The organism is Streptomyces sp. NPDC050287 (assembly GCF_044459385.1).
Taxonomy (GTDB): domain Bacteria; phylum Actinomycetota; class Actinomycetes; order Streptomycetales; family Streptomycetaceae; genus Streptomyces.
This window is the reverse complement of record NZ_JBITIY010000001.1, coordinates 1,162,718-1,178,745: the sequence shown is the minus strand read 5'-3', so window position 1 is coordinate 1,178,745 and position 16,028 is coordinate 1,162,718. Positions and strand designations below refer to the sequence as shown.

General features: G+C 65.9%; 10 protein-coding genes, 2 pseudogenes and 1 CRISPR repeat array. Of the genes and pseudogenes, 10 read left to right on the top strand and 2 right to left on the bottom strand.

Going from position 1 to position 16,028, the window contains the following annotated elements; translation table 11 throughout:
- The first annotated feature begins 54 nt into the window (after window positions 1–54).
- Entirely contained in the window at window positions 55–750 is a 696-nt protein-coding gene (locus ACIBK3_RS05155; protein WP_399361980.1) for a TetR/AcrR family transcriptional regulator, read from the top strand.
- Window positions 751–1,792: 1,042 nt separating this feature from the next.
- Here ACIBK3_RS05155 and ACIBK3_RS05150 read toward each other — a convergent pair.
- A complete protein-coding gene (locus tag ACIBK3_RS05150; RefSeq protein WP_399361978.1) occupies window positions 1,793–2,575 on the bottom strand; it encodes a phosphotransferase enzyme family protein in 783 nt (260 codons plus the stop codon).
- A 46-nt stretch (window positions 2,576–2,621) separates the two neighbouring features.
- On the opposite strand from ACIBK3_RS05150, the pseudogene ACIBK3_RS05145 reads away from it, so the two are divergent.
- The 3 genes and pseudogenes from ACIBK3_RS05145 to ACIBK3_RS05135 form a co-directional block, all read left to right on the top strand.
- Window positions 2,622–2,717: pseudogene (locus ACIBK3_RS05145) on the top strand (alpha/beta hydrolase); the annotation flags it as partial.
- Window positions 2,718–2,873: 156 nt separating this feature from the next.
- Window positions 2,874–6,212, top strand: a complete 3,339-nt coding sequence (locus ACIBK3_RS05140; protein WP_399361976.1) for a hypothetical protein — start codon at window positions 2,874–2,876, stop codon at window positions 6,210–6,212.
- A complete protein-coding gene (locus ACIBK3_RS05135; RefSeq protein WP_399361974.1) occupies window positions 6,205–7,050 on the top strand; it encodes a hypothetical protein in 846 nt (281 codons plus the stop codon). Before ACIBK3_RS05140 ends, ACIBK3_RS05135 begins: the two co-directional genes overlap by 8 nt.
- Window positions 7,051–7,238: 188 nt before the next feature.
- Here ACIBK3_RS05135 and ACIBK3_RS05130 read toward each other — a convergent pair whose 3' ends face one another.
- Window positions 7,239–7,766 (bottom strand): tyrosine-type recombinase/integrase, encoded by a 528-nt coding sequence (locus ACIBK3_RS05130; protein ID WP_399361972.1) that lies wholly within the window; start codon window positions 7,764–7,766, stop codon window positions 7,239–7,241.
- 127 nt (window positions 7,767–7,893) lie between these two features.
- Window positions 7,894–8,225: a CRISPR direct-repeat array (repeat unit 29 nt; unit sequence CGGTTCACCTCCGCTCGCGCGGAGAGGAC).
- A gap of 197 nt (window positions 8,226–8,422) precedes the next feature.
- Here ACIBK3_RS05130 and ACIBK3_RS05125 point away from each other — a divergent pair.
- From ACIBK3_RS05125 to casB, 6 genes and pseudogenes are all read left to right on the top strand, one after another.
- Window positions 8,423–9,355, top strand: a complete 933-nt coding sequence (locus tag ACIBK3_RS05125; RefSeq protein WP_399361970.1) for an aminoglycoside phosphotransferase family protein — start codon at window positions 8,423–8,425, stop codon at window positions 9,353–9,355.
- Window positions 9,356–9,498: 143 nt separating this feature from the next.
- Window positions 9,499–10,733, top strand: a pseudogene (locus tag ACIBK3_RS05120) (IS701 family transposase).
- 42 nt (window positions 10,734–10,775) lie between these two features.
- Entirely contained in the window at window positions 10,776–13,238 is a 2,463-nt protein-coding gene (cas3, locus tag ACIBK3_RS05115; protein ID WP_399361968.1) for a CRISPR-associated helicase Cas3', read from the top strand.
- Window positions 13,222–13,650, top strand: a complete 429-nt coding sequence (locus tag ACIBK3_RS05110) for a hypothetical protein (protein WP_399361966.1) — start codon at window positions 13,222–13,224, stop codon at window positions 13,648–13,650. Before cas3 ends, ACIBK3_RS05110 begins: the two co-directional genes overlap by 17 nt.
- Window positions 13,651–13,736: 86 nt before the next feature.
- Window positions 13,737–15,392 carry a type I-E CRISPR-associated protein Cse1/CasA gene (gene casA, locus ACIBK3_RS05105; protein ID WP_388318246.1) on the top strand — a complete coding sequence of 552 codons (1,656 nt, stop codon included), beginning with the start codon at window positions 13,737–13,739 and terminating at the stop codon, window positions 15,390–15,392.
- Window positions 15,389–16,027: a type I-E CRISPR-associated protein Cse2/CasB gene (gene casB / locus ACIBK3_RS05100; protein ID WP_399361964.1), complete on the top strand. Its 639-nt coding sequence runs from the start codon at window positions 15,389–15,391 to the stop codon at window positions 16,025–16,027. Before casA ends, casB begins: the two co-directional genes overlap by 4 nt.
- Window position 16,028: the final 1 nt, after the last annotated feature.

Below are 16,028 nucleotides of genomic sequence, written 5' to 3'. Positions count from 1 at the left end.
TGCCACCGTACCACCAAAAATGGATAGGGCAATCCGATTGCTAGAATCCCCGGTATGACCCCTGCCAGCCAGCATCCCGACGGCACCGCCGCCCAGCCGCTGCGCAGCGACGCCGAGCGCAACCGGGAGCGGATCACCGTCGCCGCGCGCAAGGTGTTCGCGCGTGACGGGCTGGGCGCCTCGATGGCCTCCGTGGCCCGTGAGGCCGGGGTGGGGATCGCCACCATGTTCCGCCGCTTCCCCACGAAGGAGGAACTGGTCGACGCCGTCTTCATCGACCGCATGGACGCCTACGCCGACGCGGTCGCGATCGCCCTGGAGGACCCCGACCCCTGGAACGGGTTCGTCGGCTACATCGAGACCGCCTGCGCGATGCAGGCCGCCGACAGCGGCTTCGCCGACGTCCTGACCACGACCTTCCCCACGGCCAAGGCGCTGGAGCGGCGCCGCAACGAGGCCTATGAGGGCATGGTGGAGCTCATCGGCCGGGCCAAGGCGACGGGCCGGCTGCGCGAGGACTTCGACTCCTCGGACCTGGTGCTGCTGCACATGGCCAACGCCGGTGTCGTCAACGCCACCGGCGACGCCGCCCCCGACGCCTGGCGCCGCGTTGTCGCCCTGTTCGTCCAGTCCTTCGAGGCCCCCGCCCGCGGCATCCTGCCCCCCTCACCCGAGCATGACGCCCTCTACAGGGCCATGCTCCGTGCCGGTCCGGCGGCTGATGCGGCGCCGGATGCGGGTGACAACTGACCTGGAACTGGAGCGTGCGGAGTCTCTGCGTGGTGGAAGGGGAATCCGCTGTGCGGGGGTTCTATCCCCTTGGGGGGACGGGGCTGACGCGGCTGTTGCTGTAGAAGCCGTCTAACTCATCGCCCCCCAGGGGCCATTGAGGGGCCACAAGGATAGGAACAGACCGACAAGCACTGCACAGGGCTGACCCGGATCAGCACGCCTGACCTGCAAGAACGGCGTGAATCGGCACTGATCGGCAAGGACCGCCAAGATCCTCGAAGGACTCATAATCCGCCGGCCGTGGGTTCGAGTCCCACCCGCCCCACCTGTACAGGTCTGTGACCTGCGGAAACGTTCATTTCTGGGTGCCGGGGCGTCAACTTTGCCTGATCGGACTGAATCCGCTGCTCGCGACTTCGGAGCGGGGTGAGACTCTTACTCCCTCGCCGAGCAGTCGTCGCGCTGACCTGCGGAAATGCTGACGATCAGGGCTTGTGCCGACGAGCTGGCAGCGTCTCCTCAGCTTCATTTCGTGATCCTGGGGACACGTTGGGGACGCGGGGTTTCGGTGGTGTCTGCTGACCACCGTCCGCGGGCCATCTACCGGCCGCCTGGGGGAGCTTTCGTGTTGGACTGCTGACCGGGTTCGGCCGCGACTTCGAGGAACTCGCACCGGGGCGCGAGGGCCTGGTGCGCGTTGGGCGGAAACTGCCCGAACAGAAAACGACCCGGTCAGTTCGATGTGCTGCTCGAGTGGGCCGTCGCCGTCGCCCCGCGCAGCCCATGGCTTCCTGGAGATCGCTGTTCCTCGGGGGCATGGGCGCCGAGGTCTGGTCCGATGATGTCGGCCGGTTCGGCTCGGGGTCCGGGAAGTCTCCCGGCCGGCCAGGGCGTCGCCGACCGGCGGGCTGCGAGGAGGACAGGGCGTAGTACTGCGGTATTACTGAGCTTCCGCGCGTGATGTCGTCAACCGAGAACCGCCTGCGAGCTGGGTCAGCTCCGTTCGCCCAGCGGCACCAGGCGAGAGATCACTAGTACGGGCCGTAAGCCGAGACCGTAATCAGTCGGCGAGCAGGGCATGCATCCACTGGTCCTCGCGCTGCTCGATGTACTCGGCGTCGCTGCGCCAGGCGTTTCCGTGGCCTTCGGCCCACAGTGTCGCCCAGGGCTGGACGCCCCGGGCGGCCTGGTCGCGCAGGAAGTCGTGCATGGATCGCGTTCGGCGCCCCAGCAGAGGGACCGTGTGACGGCGTTCGGCCTCGTCGAGGCCGTAGGCGTCGGCGAAGACCCGCAGCCGGGCTGCGGCGTCGGGGCGCTGCCAGTCGGGATGCGCGGACAGCGGAATGAACCCGTGCATGGCGTACGCGACGTCCCACAGGCGGGAGCCGGGGCCGGCGGTGTCCCAGTCGATGAAAGCCCACTGCCCCTCGTCGCCGGCCACGAGGTTCCACGGTGCCAGGTCCTGATGGGCGATGATGTCGCTGCCCTCGGCGGGGATCAGCACCTGCCAGTGCGCGTCGGGCGGTGGCGTGAAGCCCTGCACGGCCTCGTGGAAGTCCCGGATCAGTCGCGCCACGTCGGCCAGGTGCCGCTCGGCGTCCAGCAGGGAGAACCGGTCGGGCCAGACCACGTTTCCCGGCACGAAGGTCAGGACTTCGCGCCCCTGGTCGTCGATGCCCAGCGGGCGGGGCGCCGCCCGGTACCCCACTTCGTACAGGTGGGTCAGCAAGGCGTGCACAGTGGGGGTCCACGGTCCGCTCGGGCGGCGGACGGTATCTCCGACCCGGACGACACCAGTGCTGACGTTCCCGCCGGACAACGGCTGTTCCTCATCATGCTGCACCGAGCCAGCATGTCCGATCAGCCAGCCGCGTTCACCCCAACGCTGAAAACGCTCACTGCACGCCAATCTGGGAGGGCACACCGGCACCCCGTGGTTCGAGCTGGAGGACGGTTGCCGGTTCTTGGACCGGCACCTGAAGTGAGGCCGGGCCGTCTGGCGGGCAGCAGACGGTAAAACGAATCGTGATGTTGGTCAGCAGATTTGACCCGGAGCTGGCGACGGCCGAGGGCGTGAGGGAGCCCGACGGGCTGCGTGACTGCCTCTCTTGCATCGATCAAGTTGAGTAGCCTGACGAACGATGAATACATCCATCCAGACCCTACTGGCCCGGCTCGTGACCGGTCCTGCTGTTTTGCTACTCGGACAGGCCGCGGAGTCGACAGGTGATGCGCTGGGTCAGCACCCCGTGCTCCCTACTGCCGCAGGGTCGGCAATCGATGACATTGCTGTGTCGTACGAGAGGTTCGATCGGACCGTTGGCGTCGCGCCGCCCCCGCCATGGCTGGCTCGAATCGCGCAGTATCCCTGGAATGGTGTGTTCACCTCGCGGATCGATTCCTCGCTCTCCGACGCCTTTAGCACCGATTGGCGCAGAGTGGTGCCGTCTGTGGAGGCCCTGCTTGGTAGGAATCCGCGCAGCACCACGGAGCTTCATCTGCGGTATCTGTTCGGCGGTGTAGGGCTCCCAGAGGACGAGAAGCCGCCGCTAGACGTTATCCAGGAAGCGGAGGCGCGAGCTCGGGCCACGGGCATGCTAAACACGCTTGCCGACACCATCATCACACCGCGCGGCGTCGTTATCATCGAGGGCTACGACATTGACGACTGGCTGACGCCGTCGGAGCTGTTTACCTTCGCTAGTCGGCTCCAGGCAGGACAGGCCCACCTGTTCTCCATGTCGGACACGCTAGCGGACAACCCTTTCATCCGGGCAGCCGTCGAGCGGGGTGTACTCGTCCCACACGCCGAGTCGTTCGCCACGGTACTCACTGACCTGGAGGAAGCAGGCCGTCTTCAGCGTTCCTGGGAAGCCCCGGCGGGCACCAGTGGCCGGGTCATCCCGGTTCGCGACAGCTTCGCCGATGTGGATATCGATACCTGGAATCGTGTGATCGGCGCGGCACGCCCGGTCGACACCGAACTGCTGGAGCCGTTCACCTCCGCATCCGTTGCTCTTCGGTACCAGCGGTTCCGTAACTTTCTGGGCGCTAGCGAGGGCGCCCCTCCATGGAAGGCCATCGCTAGCGGCTACCACCTGCCCCGGGATTTCGAGGACGACCTGCTGCAGGAGGTGACTGCGGGCCTGGAGGATCTGTCGCTGCCCCGGCCCATCGTGGTTGCAGGGCAGACAGCCACCGGCAAATCGGTGGCCCTGTGCGCCTTGGCGGTGGAAGTAGCCCGCTCGGGCCAGGCAGCGGTTCTGCACCGGTCGCGGCGCGGGGACCGGCCCACACTCGCTGACATCGATGCGTTCGCGGCCTGGGCCGACGAGCACCACGGTCTAGCCACCCTATTCATCTGGGACGGCATGGCCAGGAGCGACGAGTACTACGCCCTGCACAAACAGCTGCGCTCTCGCGGGCGTCGTGTTCTCATCGTCGGAAGCAGCTACCTGTCGCCCAAGGCTTCCAAGAACGTCATCCGCGTCGACGCGCATCTGAGTGACCGCGAGATCAGCCGGGTGAAGCAGTGGCTGCCTTCGTTCGGCACCGATGTGCCCAACAGCCTGAGTACATCGGCCGACTCATCGTTCCTCGCCCTGCTCTACCGCAGCCTTCCCGACACTGAACGGGGTTTGCGGAGTGGCCTGTCCAGAGAGATGAGGGCTGCCGAGACAGGCCTGGAGAAGCTGTCCAGGACGGTCAGTCAGCCCAGTACTTCCCGCCTCGGAGTAGTGGCGCAGGCCTTGGCTGACGCTGGGTTCGATATCGAGCAGTTGACCCCCTCCGAACGCCCTCACGCCGAACTGATCGACTTGTCATTCGCCGAGAGAAGCTCGACCGAGCAACTGACCTCGATGATCCTTATCGGCGCCCGCCGGGGTCTCCTGCTCCCCTTGGAGCTGCTGCTGCGCGTGCTCGGCCGCGAAGGGGTCAACCGCATCGTCGAACTGGTGAAGAATTTCGACATCTTCCGCTGGACCGAAAGCGAGAACGGAAGCCAGTACCTGGGCACCCGCACCCAGCTTGAGGCTGAACTGCTGGCCAAAGAGGACCTCAACATCCGCACGGAAGTCGAGGTCACCACTCAGATGATCGAGAACATCCGGCCGGCCCTCAACCGCGGGGGCGGGGAGGAAGTCCAGTTCATCGTCGATCTGCTGGAGCGGATCGGACCGCAGTCGAACCTGCGCCAGTACGCCGAGCACTATCTCACCCTCGCAGGGGCATTCCGCCGCCTCCGCGAGAACCGAGGCCAGACCCACCACCGGCTTGTGCTGTTGGAAGCCAACCTGACACGTGAACACGTCCTATGGGCGCAGAAGAACGGTGCGAGCAGTCCCCAAGAGCGCATCCAGATACTGCGCGAGGTGCAGTACCTGCTCGAAGCGACCCTGGAGGAGGCCGACGCCGCCCCCCGCTCCAGGCTCAACATGCTGGTCGAACTCGCCAGCACCACCGGCGCGCAGGTATTCGAGCTATCGAAACTGGGCAACGACGAAGACGCAACGGACATCTCGGCCCTCATGCGCGAGGTAACCCGTGTAGCCCTATCTGCGCGCTCCGTGGAACCCGAAAACGTCTATCCCGTCGATGTCGTTGCCTGGACCACGCGCCGGGCCGTCGAGAGCGGCCTGCTGACTGAAGACGTCAAAATCGACCTTCTTGCCAATGCCCAGGCGTCCTTGGATTCGATCGACCCGTCCACACTCAGCCCCGACCAACGCGCCACCTACGACCAGCGTCACCTCGAGCTGTCACGCATGCTTAATGACCCAGCCCTGGAAGCTAAGCACCTGGCATCCTTGACCGGCAACGACCACCCGGCCGCGTACTACTTCCTCGCTCGGGCCGCCGCCCGCCACGGTACCGACGGGGTACAGGTAGCCGTTGAGACACTGCTGCACGCCTCCGACCACGTCCGTTCCGACTGGCGCTGCTCTCGGCTGCTGCTGGACCTGTTTTGGAAGCTGAAGACCGGTATGCAGTTCCTGCGGGGCGAGAGGCAGACCCCGGCCTTCACCGAAGCTGACTGGCTCGAGTGTCTCGACATCGCGGACGCCATCCCGGACGCCGGCGATTTCGACCGCTACCGCCTGGACTTCCTGCGCGGCCTCAGCCTGTTCCATCTTGGCCGATACCGCGCATCGGATGAGGTCTTCCGCCGCCTTGACCAAGAGTCCCAGGACCTATCCACACGCATCCTCTCTACCTACCTCGCCTCCAGCCCCGACGGACAGGCGCAAGTGTTTACCGGCCGTGTCGCCTGGGCGACTGCGGACGGACGCAGAGGCAGAGCCTGGGTCGACCAGCTTCGCATCGAAGTCCCCTTCATCCCACAACGCTTCTCGGTGTCCGAATTCCGTAGGAAGAGCGACGTCCTGCCGTCCTTTCACATCGCCTTCAACATGCGCGGCCCACTCGCCGATCCCATCCGCGCCACACACCGAGCGGAGAGGCAGAGCCCCGGTGCATAGTGAACTGGACCAGTTCAAGCGCCTCTGTCAGACGCTCTCTCAACACCGCAAGCTCTGCACAGGCGAAGCAATCCCCCTTCCTGACATCGGGACATGGCCCCAGCGGGTCAGGACAGAGGCAGACTTCACTGCGCTCGTCTCAGCGGCCTATAAGCTGTGGCGCGAGAACTGGAAACTGGACATCGGCTTCTTCCTCAGTCAACCTCGCGCCGATGGCCTGATACACGCCTTCGACCAGTTGATCTATCACCTGCGCACAGCTCAGCAGCACACGGACAACTCCGACGCGACAGCGCGATGGAACACTTGGACAGGCAACGCCTGCGCGAAAGAGGCTCCTGTCACCGCAGACGACTGGTCCGCCTGCGGCCGAGCATTGATGACCGAGATCAACAACGCTGTTGACGGCCTATGTCGGCGGGCCGCCGCTGGGCGCCAACGGCAACCCTTCCGGCAGGCCTGGCAGGCGAAGACAGCGGAAAGTGTGGCTGCCGCTGTCTCCCGTGTGGCATCCGACCTAGGCCTGTACTTGAATGACGGGCAGCGCAAATACCACGTGCGCACTGTGGAACAACGCTGGAGTAAATACCGTTTGCGGCCGGGAGACACGGCCCCGGGCGTACTGGCGTCGCTCGCCGAGCGCAGCCTCGTCTCACAGCTGGCCGCCCTGCCTTTCGACTACGAGTGGCTCCTCGACGAACTGCGAGTGCTGGGCACGACGGACGCCGTACCCGCCCTTCGCTTGGCCCACGCCGTTGCAGAAATTTCGGGCACTGCCGGCGAGAAATGCCTGGAACTTGTCAAATCAACCTGGGTAACCCTGCGGCTGGACTCATGACGTTGAGGCCGGGTTGAGGCCGAACGTCATGCGGCGGGCTGCAATCCCTCGACTGGACCATCGCCGTCGGCATCCGGGCCGGTCTCTGGGGCTTCCGCATCCTCTGCCGGCTTGGAGGGCGCACCGAGTCCCAGATCCTTCTTCTGGGACCGGGGGTACGACCGCACTCGTGGATTCCGCCTCGGCCGTCATGAGCTGAGGCAGGACACTCGTATACGTGTCTGAGGTGATCTGGCGGGAGCTGTGCCCAGTCGCTCTTGGACGACCTTGATCTCCGCCTTGCCCAGCAGGGCCAGCGTCGCCGACAGGTGCCGTGTGTAGTGCAGGCGGATCGGTGGGAGCCCGGACAGGTCGACGAGCCGGTTGAACCGGCGACTGATCCAGTCCGGGTGCAGAGGCTGCCCGTTTTCGTGGGTCCAGACCCGGGCGCTCTCGACCTGCGCTTCCTCCCCGGACCACTGCTGGCGCTCCTGGTCCTGCGTGGTTTGCCACTTCCGCCACAGCTCGCGGGTCTGGGAGTCGAGTGTGACGGTGCGCACACTGTCCTGCTTCGGGGCCTCGTCGTACTGCCGGTACGCGATCTCGACAATCTGTGCGGAGATGCGGAACCACGATTTCGGCAGGCTCACCTCCGGCCAGGCCAGAGCGCACATCTCGCCGCGCCGAGGGCCACGGAAGATGAACGCGTGCACATGGCGCTCGGCCTCGGTCAACACCGACCAGGACCTCGGGCCCGAGCGCGCCGAGGGCACCGTTGCTGACCAGGAGGTCGAGCACGATCCTTCCTCAGAGATCCACGGTGACCACCAGCCGGACGAAGCCACCACCCGTCTGCTGCTGCGTCGGTTCACCTCCGCTCGCGCGGAGAGGACGCCCGCCACCTCTCATCCATGGGCAGGACCAGCGGTTCACCTCCGCTCGCGCGGAGAGGACTCGAGGATGGTCTCGAACTCGCCGACGATGTACGGTTCACCTCCGCTCACACGGAGAGGACGTGGAGGTCGAACCTCCAGGGCAACGTGGCTGACGGTTCACCTCCGCTCGGGAAAGCACCACACCGCCGAAACCCTGCGGCTCTGCATCGCCGGATCACCTCTGCTCGCGCGGAGAACACACCTTTGACAACGCTGAGCAGGAAGAGTTCAACGGTTCACCTCGGCTTGCGCGGAGACAGGGCTGGCAGGTGATTACGACAGTACGTGCACCTCCGGCACTGAGGAGACGGATTCCCATTTGCCTTGCGACGAGGTCTCGACTCGGGGTTAGTACTCCAGCTGTAGATCGTGATCTTCATGGTCGGAGGGCTGCCTGGCGGCGGTAGTGGCTGGCTCGGGCTTGGTGGCGGCGTCAGGCCGGCGCGTAAGGTGCCCGGGTGATCGAGATACCAGAGGCGTTCGCGCAGAGCACCATTGAGCGCGAAGGAGAGCCCGGAGCGGCGTGGCTCGGCGAACTGGCCAGGATCGTGGAAGAGCTGCTGGGGCGCTGGGAGTGCGTGCCAGACGGGAAGGTCATGCACGGGGGCGTCGGGGTCATCATCCCGGTGCGGCAAAGGGCCGAGGGTACTGCTGTGCTGAAGGTGTCATTTCCGCACCCCGGCAACGTCCACGAGCCGGACGCCTTCGCGGCGTGGGGCGGGCGCGGAGCGGTCCTGCTGCACGAGCGCGACGATGAGCGGTTCGCGATGCTGCTGGAACGGGCTCGGACGTCAACCCTCGCCGAAGTCGAAGACGCCGACGAGGTTGTGACGGTCGCGGGGCGGATCAGTCGCCGGCTGGCCATCCCCGCGCCGCCGGGCCTGCCCCGGTTGCGGGAGCAGGCCGATGTCTGGGAGGAGCAGCTGTGCAAGGACGCTGAGGAGGTGACGCATGCACTGTCGCGCTACGTGGTGGACGCCGCCGTGGCGACCGTCCGCGAGCTGGGCCGCGTCCAGCCGGACACGCTCGTCCACGGTGACCTCCACGCCAGGAACATCCTGCGCGCCGACCGTGAGCCATGGCTGGCCGTCGATCCCAAGGGGTATGCGGGCGATCCTGCTTGCGATGCTGGCACGCTGCTCAAGTCGCGCGCGCTGACGCTCCTCGAGGCGGACGACCTGTGCAAGGCTGTCCACCGCACGCTGGACGTCTTCGCCGAGGCCGCGGAAGTCGATCGCGAACGCGTCCAGCGCTGGGCTCACTTCCATGCCGTCCGGGACGCGTTGCTGGGGCGCCGCCATGGGTTCCGCACCGCCCGCAGCGGACCACAGTTGGACTGGCTCACCGAATTCGCCGACTGCTTGGCGGAGTTGCTCACCGAACGCCCGTAGTTCCTAGTCTTGCTGGTCGGGGCTGGCGCGGAGACAGGTACGGCCACCGTTGATCATCGTGAGTTGTGTGGACTTACGAAGAGACGGTGGCCGCAGGTCACAGCATAGATCCTGCCCGCTGGCGGGAGACGTTCGAGGTGGCCATGGGCCGGATCGCCGCCCGGTTCGCCCGGGTCGAACCCCGCCTGCGGGCAGGGCGGTTGGTGCTAGGCCTGCTGTCAGACCTGCCGCGGAAGAACTGCTGGACCATCGCGGAGTGGGCCGGGGAGGCCACCCCGCACGGTCTGCAGCACCTGCTCGGCCGGGCCAAGTGGGACGCCGACGCGGTCCGCGACGACGTGCGCGAATACGTCGTCGAGCACCTCCACGACGAGGCCGCGGTGCTGGTCGTCGACGAGACCGGCGACGTGAAGAAGGGCACCCATACCGTCGGCGTCCAGCGCCAGTACACCGGAACGGCCGGGCGAATCGAGAACTCCCAGGTCGCCGTCTACCTCGTCTATGCAGGCGCCCGCGGCCATGCAGCGGTGGACCGGGAACTGTACGTCCCGCGTTCCTGGACGTGCGATCGGGACCGCTGCCGGGCGGCGGGGCTCGGCGAGGACATCGTCTTCGCGACCAAGCCTGAGCTGGCACGCACGATGATCGAACGGTTCCTGGACGCCGGACACCAAGTTAGCTGGGCCACGGGGGACGAGGTCTACGGCGGCAACCCGAAGTTGCGGTCCGCCATGGAGGAACGCGGCCTGGGCTATGTCTTCGCGGTGGCCTGCTCGGCCGAAGTCACCACCGCTGCGGGCAAGTTCCTTGCCGACACGCTGGCGGCGAAGGTACCCAAGCGGGCCTGGCAGAAGCTCTCGGCCGGACGCGGCGCGAAGGGAGAGCGGTTCTACGACTGGGCCGTCATTAAATGGTCGAACCCGGCCCCGGCCACCGGCAGCTGCTGATCCGCCGCAATCGCCGCACCGGTGAACGCGCCTACTACCGCTGCTACTCCACCGGACCCGCCCCGCTCACCACCCTGGTAAGGGTCGCCGGCTCAAGGTGGCGCGTGGAGGAAACATTCCAGACCGAGAAGGGGCTGGCTGGCCTGGACGAGCACCAGCTCCGCCGCTACCCCTCCTGGGCCCGCTGGGTCACCCTCGCCATGCTCGCCCACGCCTTTCTCGCCGTTGTCCGCGCCGACGAACACACCCGCCCTGCCCCCGACAACCTGGTTCCGCTGACTTGCAACGAGATCCAGCACCTGTTCATCGCGCTCGTCGTCCAGCCCCTGTCCAACGTGGCCCACCGCCTCAGCTGGTCCGAGTGGAGACGACGTCATCAAGCCCGATCACGCACCAGTCACTACCGGCGGCAAGCCGCAACCCAGACATGAAGGTCACGATCTACAGCTGGAGTATTAGGCTTGAATGGCCATGTGACGTCTACTCAGGATGACCATTGCTCTAGCGTACGGGCGCCGTGGGGAAAGGCCGGAGGTGGTTCTGTTCCACACCCGTTGATCTGTCACGCGCTGGACACTGCTGCTGTGGCCGAGTCGCTGGTGGACGTGTTGGTCGGCCCGCATTGCCGTGAGGAGTTGGAGAGAGCGTTTGCTCCGCTTGGTGAGCCGCGCCGCTGGATCGCGGTGCTGTGTGGGCTGCATGACCTGGGGAAGTATTCGCCAACGTTTCAGGCGTTGCGTGAGGATATTGCCTCGGTTGCCATGGATTCAGCTGCGGCGGCTGATATGCGGCGATTGGCACAGTGGCGGTACCGAGGGACACGTACCGATTGCCATCACGGTGTCTTGACTGCCGTGCACTGGCAGCGAATTCTTCGGAGTTGGGGTGCGGCCCCTGCCACCGCACGAATCGTGGCGTGGGCGCTCGGCGGACATCACGGTGTCATCCCGCTCGCCGCTTCAGTGCGGCAGGCACGCAGCGCGGTGGGCGATCACGGTGGCGACCGGTGGGCGGCTGGCTGCGAAGCGTTGGTTCGGAGGACACTTCAACTCTGGGGGTTGCCGAAGCCCGACGAACTCCCCTGGCACGAGGTGCGATTGAGCCCGGAGGCGGTGGTGGCGCTCGCCGGCTTGACGTCGGTCAGTGACTGGATCGCCTCGTCCAGGCCAGTGAGTACCTACGCTGGTGTGGACGTTGACCTCGACACGTATGTCAAAGGTGTGCGAAAGGCTGAAGCGGAGCGGGTTGGCCGTCTCCAGTGGACGGCGTGGCAACCGCCTCAGGACACGAGTTTCCGCGCGTTGTTCCCGGAAGAGAGCGAGCCACATCCGGTTCAGGAAGCGGTCGAGACCGTGACGTCTCGCATGCAGGGTCCAGGGATCATCGTGGTCTCCGCCCCGACAGGCGAGGGTAAGACCAAGGCCGCGCTGCAGGCTGCGGCGGCCCTGGTGCGTTCTCTCGGTTTGAGCGGGTTCTACGTAGCGATGCCGTCCCGTGTCACGAGCAATCAGGCATTCGACGTGGCCGCTCAGCTCCTCGAACGTCTGGACAGCACTTCCCGGATCCGGCTGCTGCACTCGGCGGCGGCCGATTACCTCCGGAGCCGGGGTGGACCCCTCCAGGAACCAGCTGAGCCGTTGCGGCCGCAGGGTGTCGACGTCGACGGGCCAGGCGATGGAGACGGGGAGGCCCGGGAATGGTTCACCCACAAGAGAGGGTTGTTGGCACCGCTCGGGGTGGGCACCGTGGACCAGGTCCTGATGGCGGCACTTCGTTCCAGTCATGTCTTCGTGCGGCTGGTGGGCCTGTCGGGGAAGGCGGTGGTCTTTGACGAAGTGCACGGCTACGACGTGCACATGTCGATGCTGATGGACCGTCTGCTTTGGTGGCTGGGCAAGCTAGGGGTTCCGGTGGTGCTGCTGTCGGCGACCTTGCCGGAGCGCCGGCAGCAGGAACTGGTCCAAAGTTGGGAGGCGGGTGCGCTGGGCCGACGCCCCGACGCGGCACCTTCCGTGTCCTGTGCTCCTGGCTACCCGAGAGTGACGTGGGCGGACGCATCGGGCAGCGGCCCCGCGGAGATCGTGGTCGAGCCTTCGCAGTTGAACCAGGGGCGCACCGTTCAGCTGGAGCGCATCCAGTTTGACGACCACGCCGACTGGGCCTTGAAGCAGGCCGGGCAGGGGCGATGCGTGGCAGTCGTCCACAATGTCGTACGCCACGCTGTCAGCGCACACGAGCAGATCCTGAGGCAGGTGAAGGATTTGCCCCAGGACGAGCGTCCGGAGGTATTCCTGCTGCACGGCCGCCTAGCCCAGGCCGAGCGGGTACGGGTCGAGGCGGAGATCCGTACGAAGTTCGGCCGCCCCCACAGCGAGGGGCTTTCCGAGCGGCCTACCCGCGCGATCGTGGTCGGCACGCAGTTGCTGGAGCAGGGACTGGATGCGGACTTCGACGTGATGGTCTCTGCGCTGGCTCCAGTGGACAGCATGATTCAGCGTATGGGCAGGATTCAGCGGCATCAGCGCGGACCGGACCGGCCGCCGTTGCTGTTGGCCTTGACGGGGGTGGAGGAGCGCCGAGCGAAGGTCGTCTTCCCGCCGTACACGACGCGGGTCTATGCCGAGGCAGTTTTGTTGCGGACCTGGGCACTGCTCCGTACGCGTACACACGTGCGCTGCCCGGACGAGGTGCAAGAACTCGTGGATGCCGTATACGGCGACGATGACGCACTGGCATGTCCGGACGGCTGGCACAAACAGTGGGTTGACGCCGCGGAGCAGCTGGCAAAGGGCATTGCGCGCCATGAGGAGGGTGCCTGGGCGGTGAGGCTTCCGCAGCCGCGCGACGACGTCCAGCTCTGGGAGCTGACAGCCCGGGCTACTAGCGCACGCCAAACCCGCGAGCAGAACTACCAGCGCGATGACGACCGAGGATGACATGACCATGGATGACGAGTCAGCCGCATTGCACCTGTCGACCGGCACGCCACGGCAGCGAGCCGAAGTGGACGTTGTTCTGTTGCACCGCGTGCCGGGCGGTGGTCTGGTCACTGCTCTTGAAGGCGGACAGCCGCTAGACCTCGCCGACTCATCCGCCGTCGACGAACAGACAGTGGCCCGGCTACGGGGCTCAATGCTGCGTTTGGACACGGCTGAAGACATCCCCTACGCGGTGATCGATGCCCTGCTCCGCTCACCCGTACCGCCGCTGTTCCAGGCTTTCCCGTGGCTGCGACATGCCCGGCCCTTGGCGCTGGAGAGCGGAGTGACTCGCATCGCCGGGACACGTCTGGGCTACCAGGCTGGCACCGGACTGTGGGTTGAAACCGAAGAGAATACGCCTAGTTGATCTCCCTGTACGAAAAGCGGCCCGACTGTCAGTGGCGTCTGCAAGACTCGATCCTCGCCCGCTGAGTGTTGGGGAGGGATGTCGGGTTGGGATTCAACCTGCTGACGGAGCCGTGGCTTCCGCTCTTGCGGCTAGACGGCACCATGGAGGACGTTGGACTCCTCGACGCGATACGCAACGCCCGCAACTATCGCCGTCTGGTAGGCACCACGCCGACGATGACCGCCGCCTTGCACCGGACGCTGCTGGCCCTCGTCCACCGCGCCTACCAACCGGTCGACGCCGAACGCTGGGTTGAGCTGTGGACCGCCGAACCTGGTTTGCCCGAGCAGCGGCTCATCGACTACCAGGACGAATACGGGCATCGCTTCGACCTGTTCCATCCGCAGGAGCCGTTCTTCCAGTGCCCGGCCCTGGACAACACCCCCGGTACCACAGCCAAGCTGGTGGCCTACCGCGCCACTGGCAGCAACCGAACCCTGTTCGACCAGACGACAGCCGACCAACGCCCACTGCTTGAGCCGGCCGAGGCCGCACGCTGGCTGATCACCACGCAGGCCTACGACACCTCCGGCACCAAACAGCCCTACCGCACGGTGCGACATTCGGAAGGCGGGCTCGGCAACCGCTACGCCTGCGTGCTCGTCGAAGGCCGCTCACTCCATGAAACGCTCCTCCTGAACCTGCTGCTGTACAACCCCGACGCCGAACTCCCGCCACGCACTACGCCGGGAGACCGGCCAGTATGGGAGGAGCACCTGCCTCCCGGTCCGGAGCCGGACATCCGCTCCCCTCGAGGATGGACCGATCTGCTCACTTGGCCATCTCGCCGCATTCTGCTGTCCAGCACAGAAGTTCGCGGCCGCACCATGGTGAACGGTGTTGTTCTGACACCCGGCACAATTTTCAAGGGCGACCTGGCCGAGGTCGAAGCCATGACCGCCTGTCGGCGTCCCTGGCTGAAGGGGAACAAGCAGGGCAACCTGAGGCCCGTGAGCCTGGATCAACTGCGAGGCGTCTGGCAACACAGCCAAGAACTCCTCCTCGCCGCCGATCCACGCTGGTGGAACACCTGGAAGGCACGGCGACGTGCGAACGGACCACTCCCCGCCCAGGAACCCGAACGCCAACGCCCAGCCGCGCTGGAACACATCGCCGACCTCGTCGAAGACGGCCTCATCGCCGAGGACACCGTCTACACCCTGCGCGTCTTCGGACAACAGCTCGGCGACCAGGGAGGCGACACCTACGCCTGGAACGAAGAAGCCATCCCCGCACCAGTCGCCCTGCTCCGCGCGGAGAACGCCCGTGTTGGCCACGTCATCGGCTACGCCGCCTCTCTGGCCAACGACCTCGGCGAAGCCCTGCACACCATGCAACGCAGCTACCGAAGCGAATTCAAATCCGAGCCGACGAAGAAACAAGACCAGCTACCAAGCGATCTGGAAATTTGGTACTGGCCCCGCCTGAACGCGCCCTTCGCTCAATTCATCCGCGAACTGGGCGAAGCAGTCCGAGGCATCGGAAGTGAAACCACAGCTGCCGAGAAATGGGGCGAGACGGCTTCCCGACTTGCCGAGCAAGCCGCCTGGCAGTGGCTCCAAGGCACTCCACGACGCGATCGCTCCCTTATGGCAGCCAGCGCCCACTTCGACGACTTCCAAGAAGCGAGCAGACACCTGCAGAAGATCTTCCGCGGTGGCCTGGCCCGGTACACCGCACCTCCGGAGGTCACCGAATGAACGCGAGTCCTGCACCCTCCGAAAACTGGGCTGCCGTGCGCCAACGGCGCAGCAACTTCGTGACGTACCTGTACCGACTGCACCGTGACATGTCGTCGGACAACAAACACGCCGCGGCACAAGCCCGACGATCAATGGCCCTGCTGCGCCGCTGCTTCACCGGACAGCGCCAGGAGGCCGACGCCTACGACCTCGTGTTCGACTTCGACCCACCGGAGGCCGAGCAGCATATTTGGCTCTTGACCGCCGGCCTCTTCGCCCTGCACCCGCAGAGCCGGCCCCAAGAACACGACCGCAAGACCTCCCTCGGAGCGGCCATGGGGCGACTCGCCAAAGAGCGCGGCGACTCCGTCAAACGGCGCTTCACCCAACTGGTCTCAGTCGAAGCCCAGGCGATGCCCCACTACCTGCGCCAGGCGCTCCAACTACTACGCACCGGAAGCGTGCCGATCGACTTTTACCGCCTCCTCGACGAGCTGACCGAGCTCCTCGCCGATGACCCCCGCAGTCTCAACGCCGACCGCCGCCAACGGATTCGTCTGACCTGGGCTCGTGACTACCACCGCAGCAGTAGGTCTGCGGGCACCGCGCCTGACGTCTCAGACGCGACCAGTGCTGCCCCTGAAACCACCTGAC

Bases quoted from the DNA above. Each gene is read 5' to 3' on its own strand.
- ACIBK3_RS05155 (WP_399361980.1), top strand. From the start codon at position 55: ATGACCCCTGCCAGCCAGCATCCCGACGGCACCGCCGCCCAGCCGCTG.
- ACIBK3_RS05140 (WP_399361976.1), top strand. From the start codon at position 2,874: ATGAATACATCCATCCAGACCCTACTGGCCCGGCTCGTGACCGGTCCT.
- ACIBK3_RS05110 (WP_399361966.1), top strand. From the start codon at position 13,222: ATGACGACCGAGGATGACATGACCATGGATGACGAGTCAGCCGCATTG.
- casB (WP_399361964.1), top strand. From the start codon at position 15,389: ATGAACGCGAGTCCTGCACCCTCCGAAAACTGGGCTGCCGTGCGCCAA.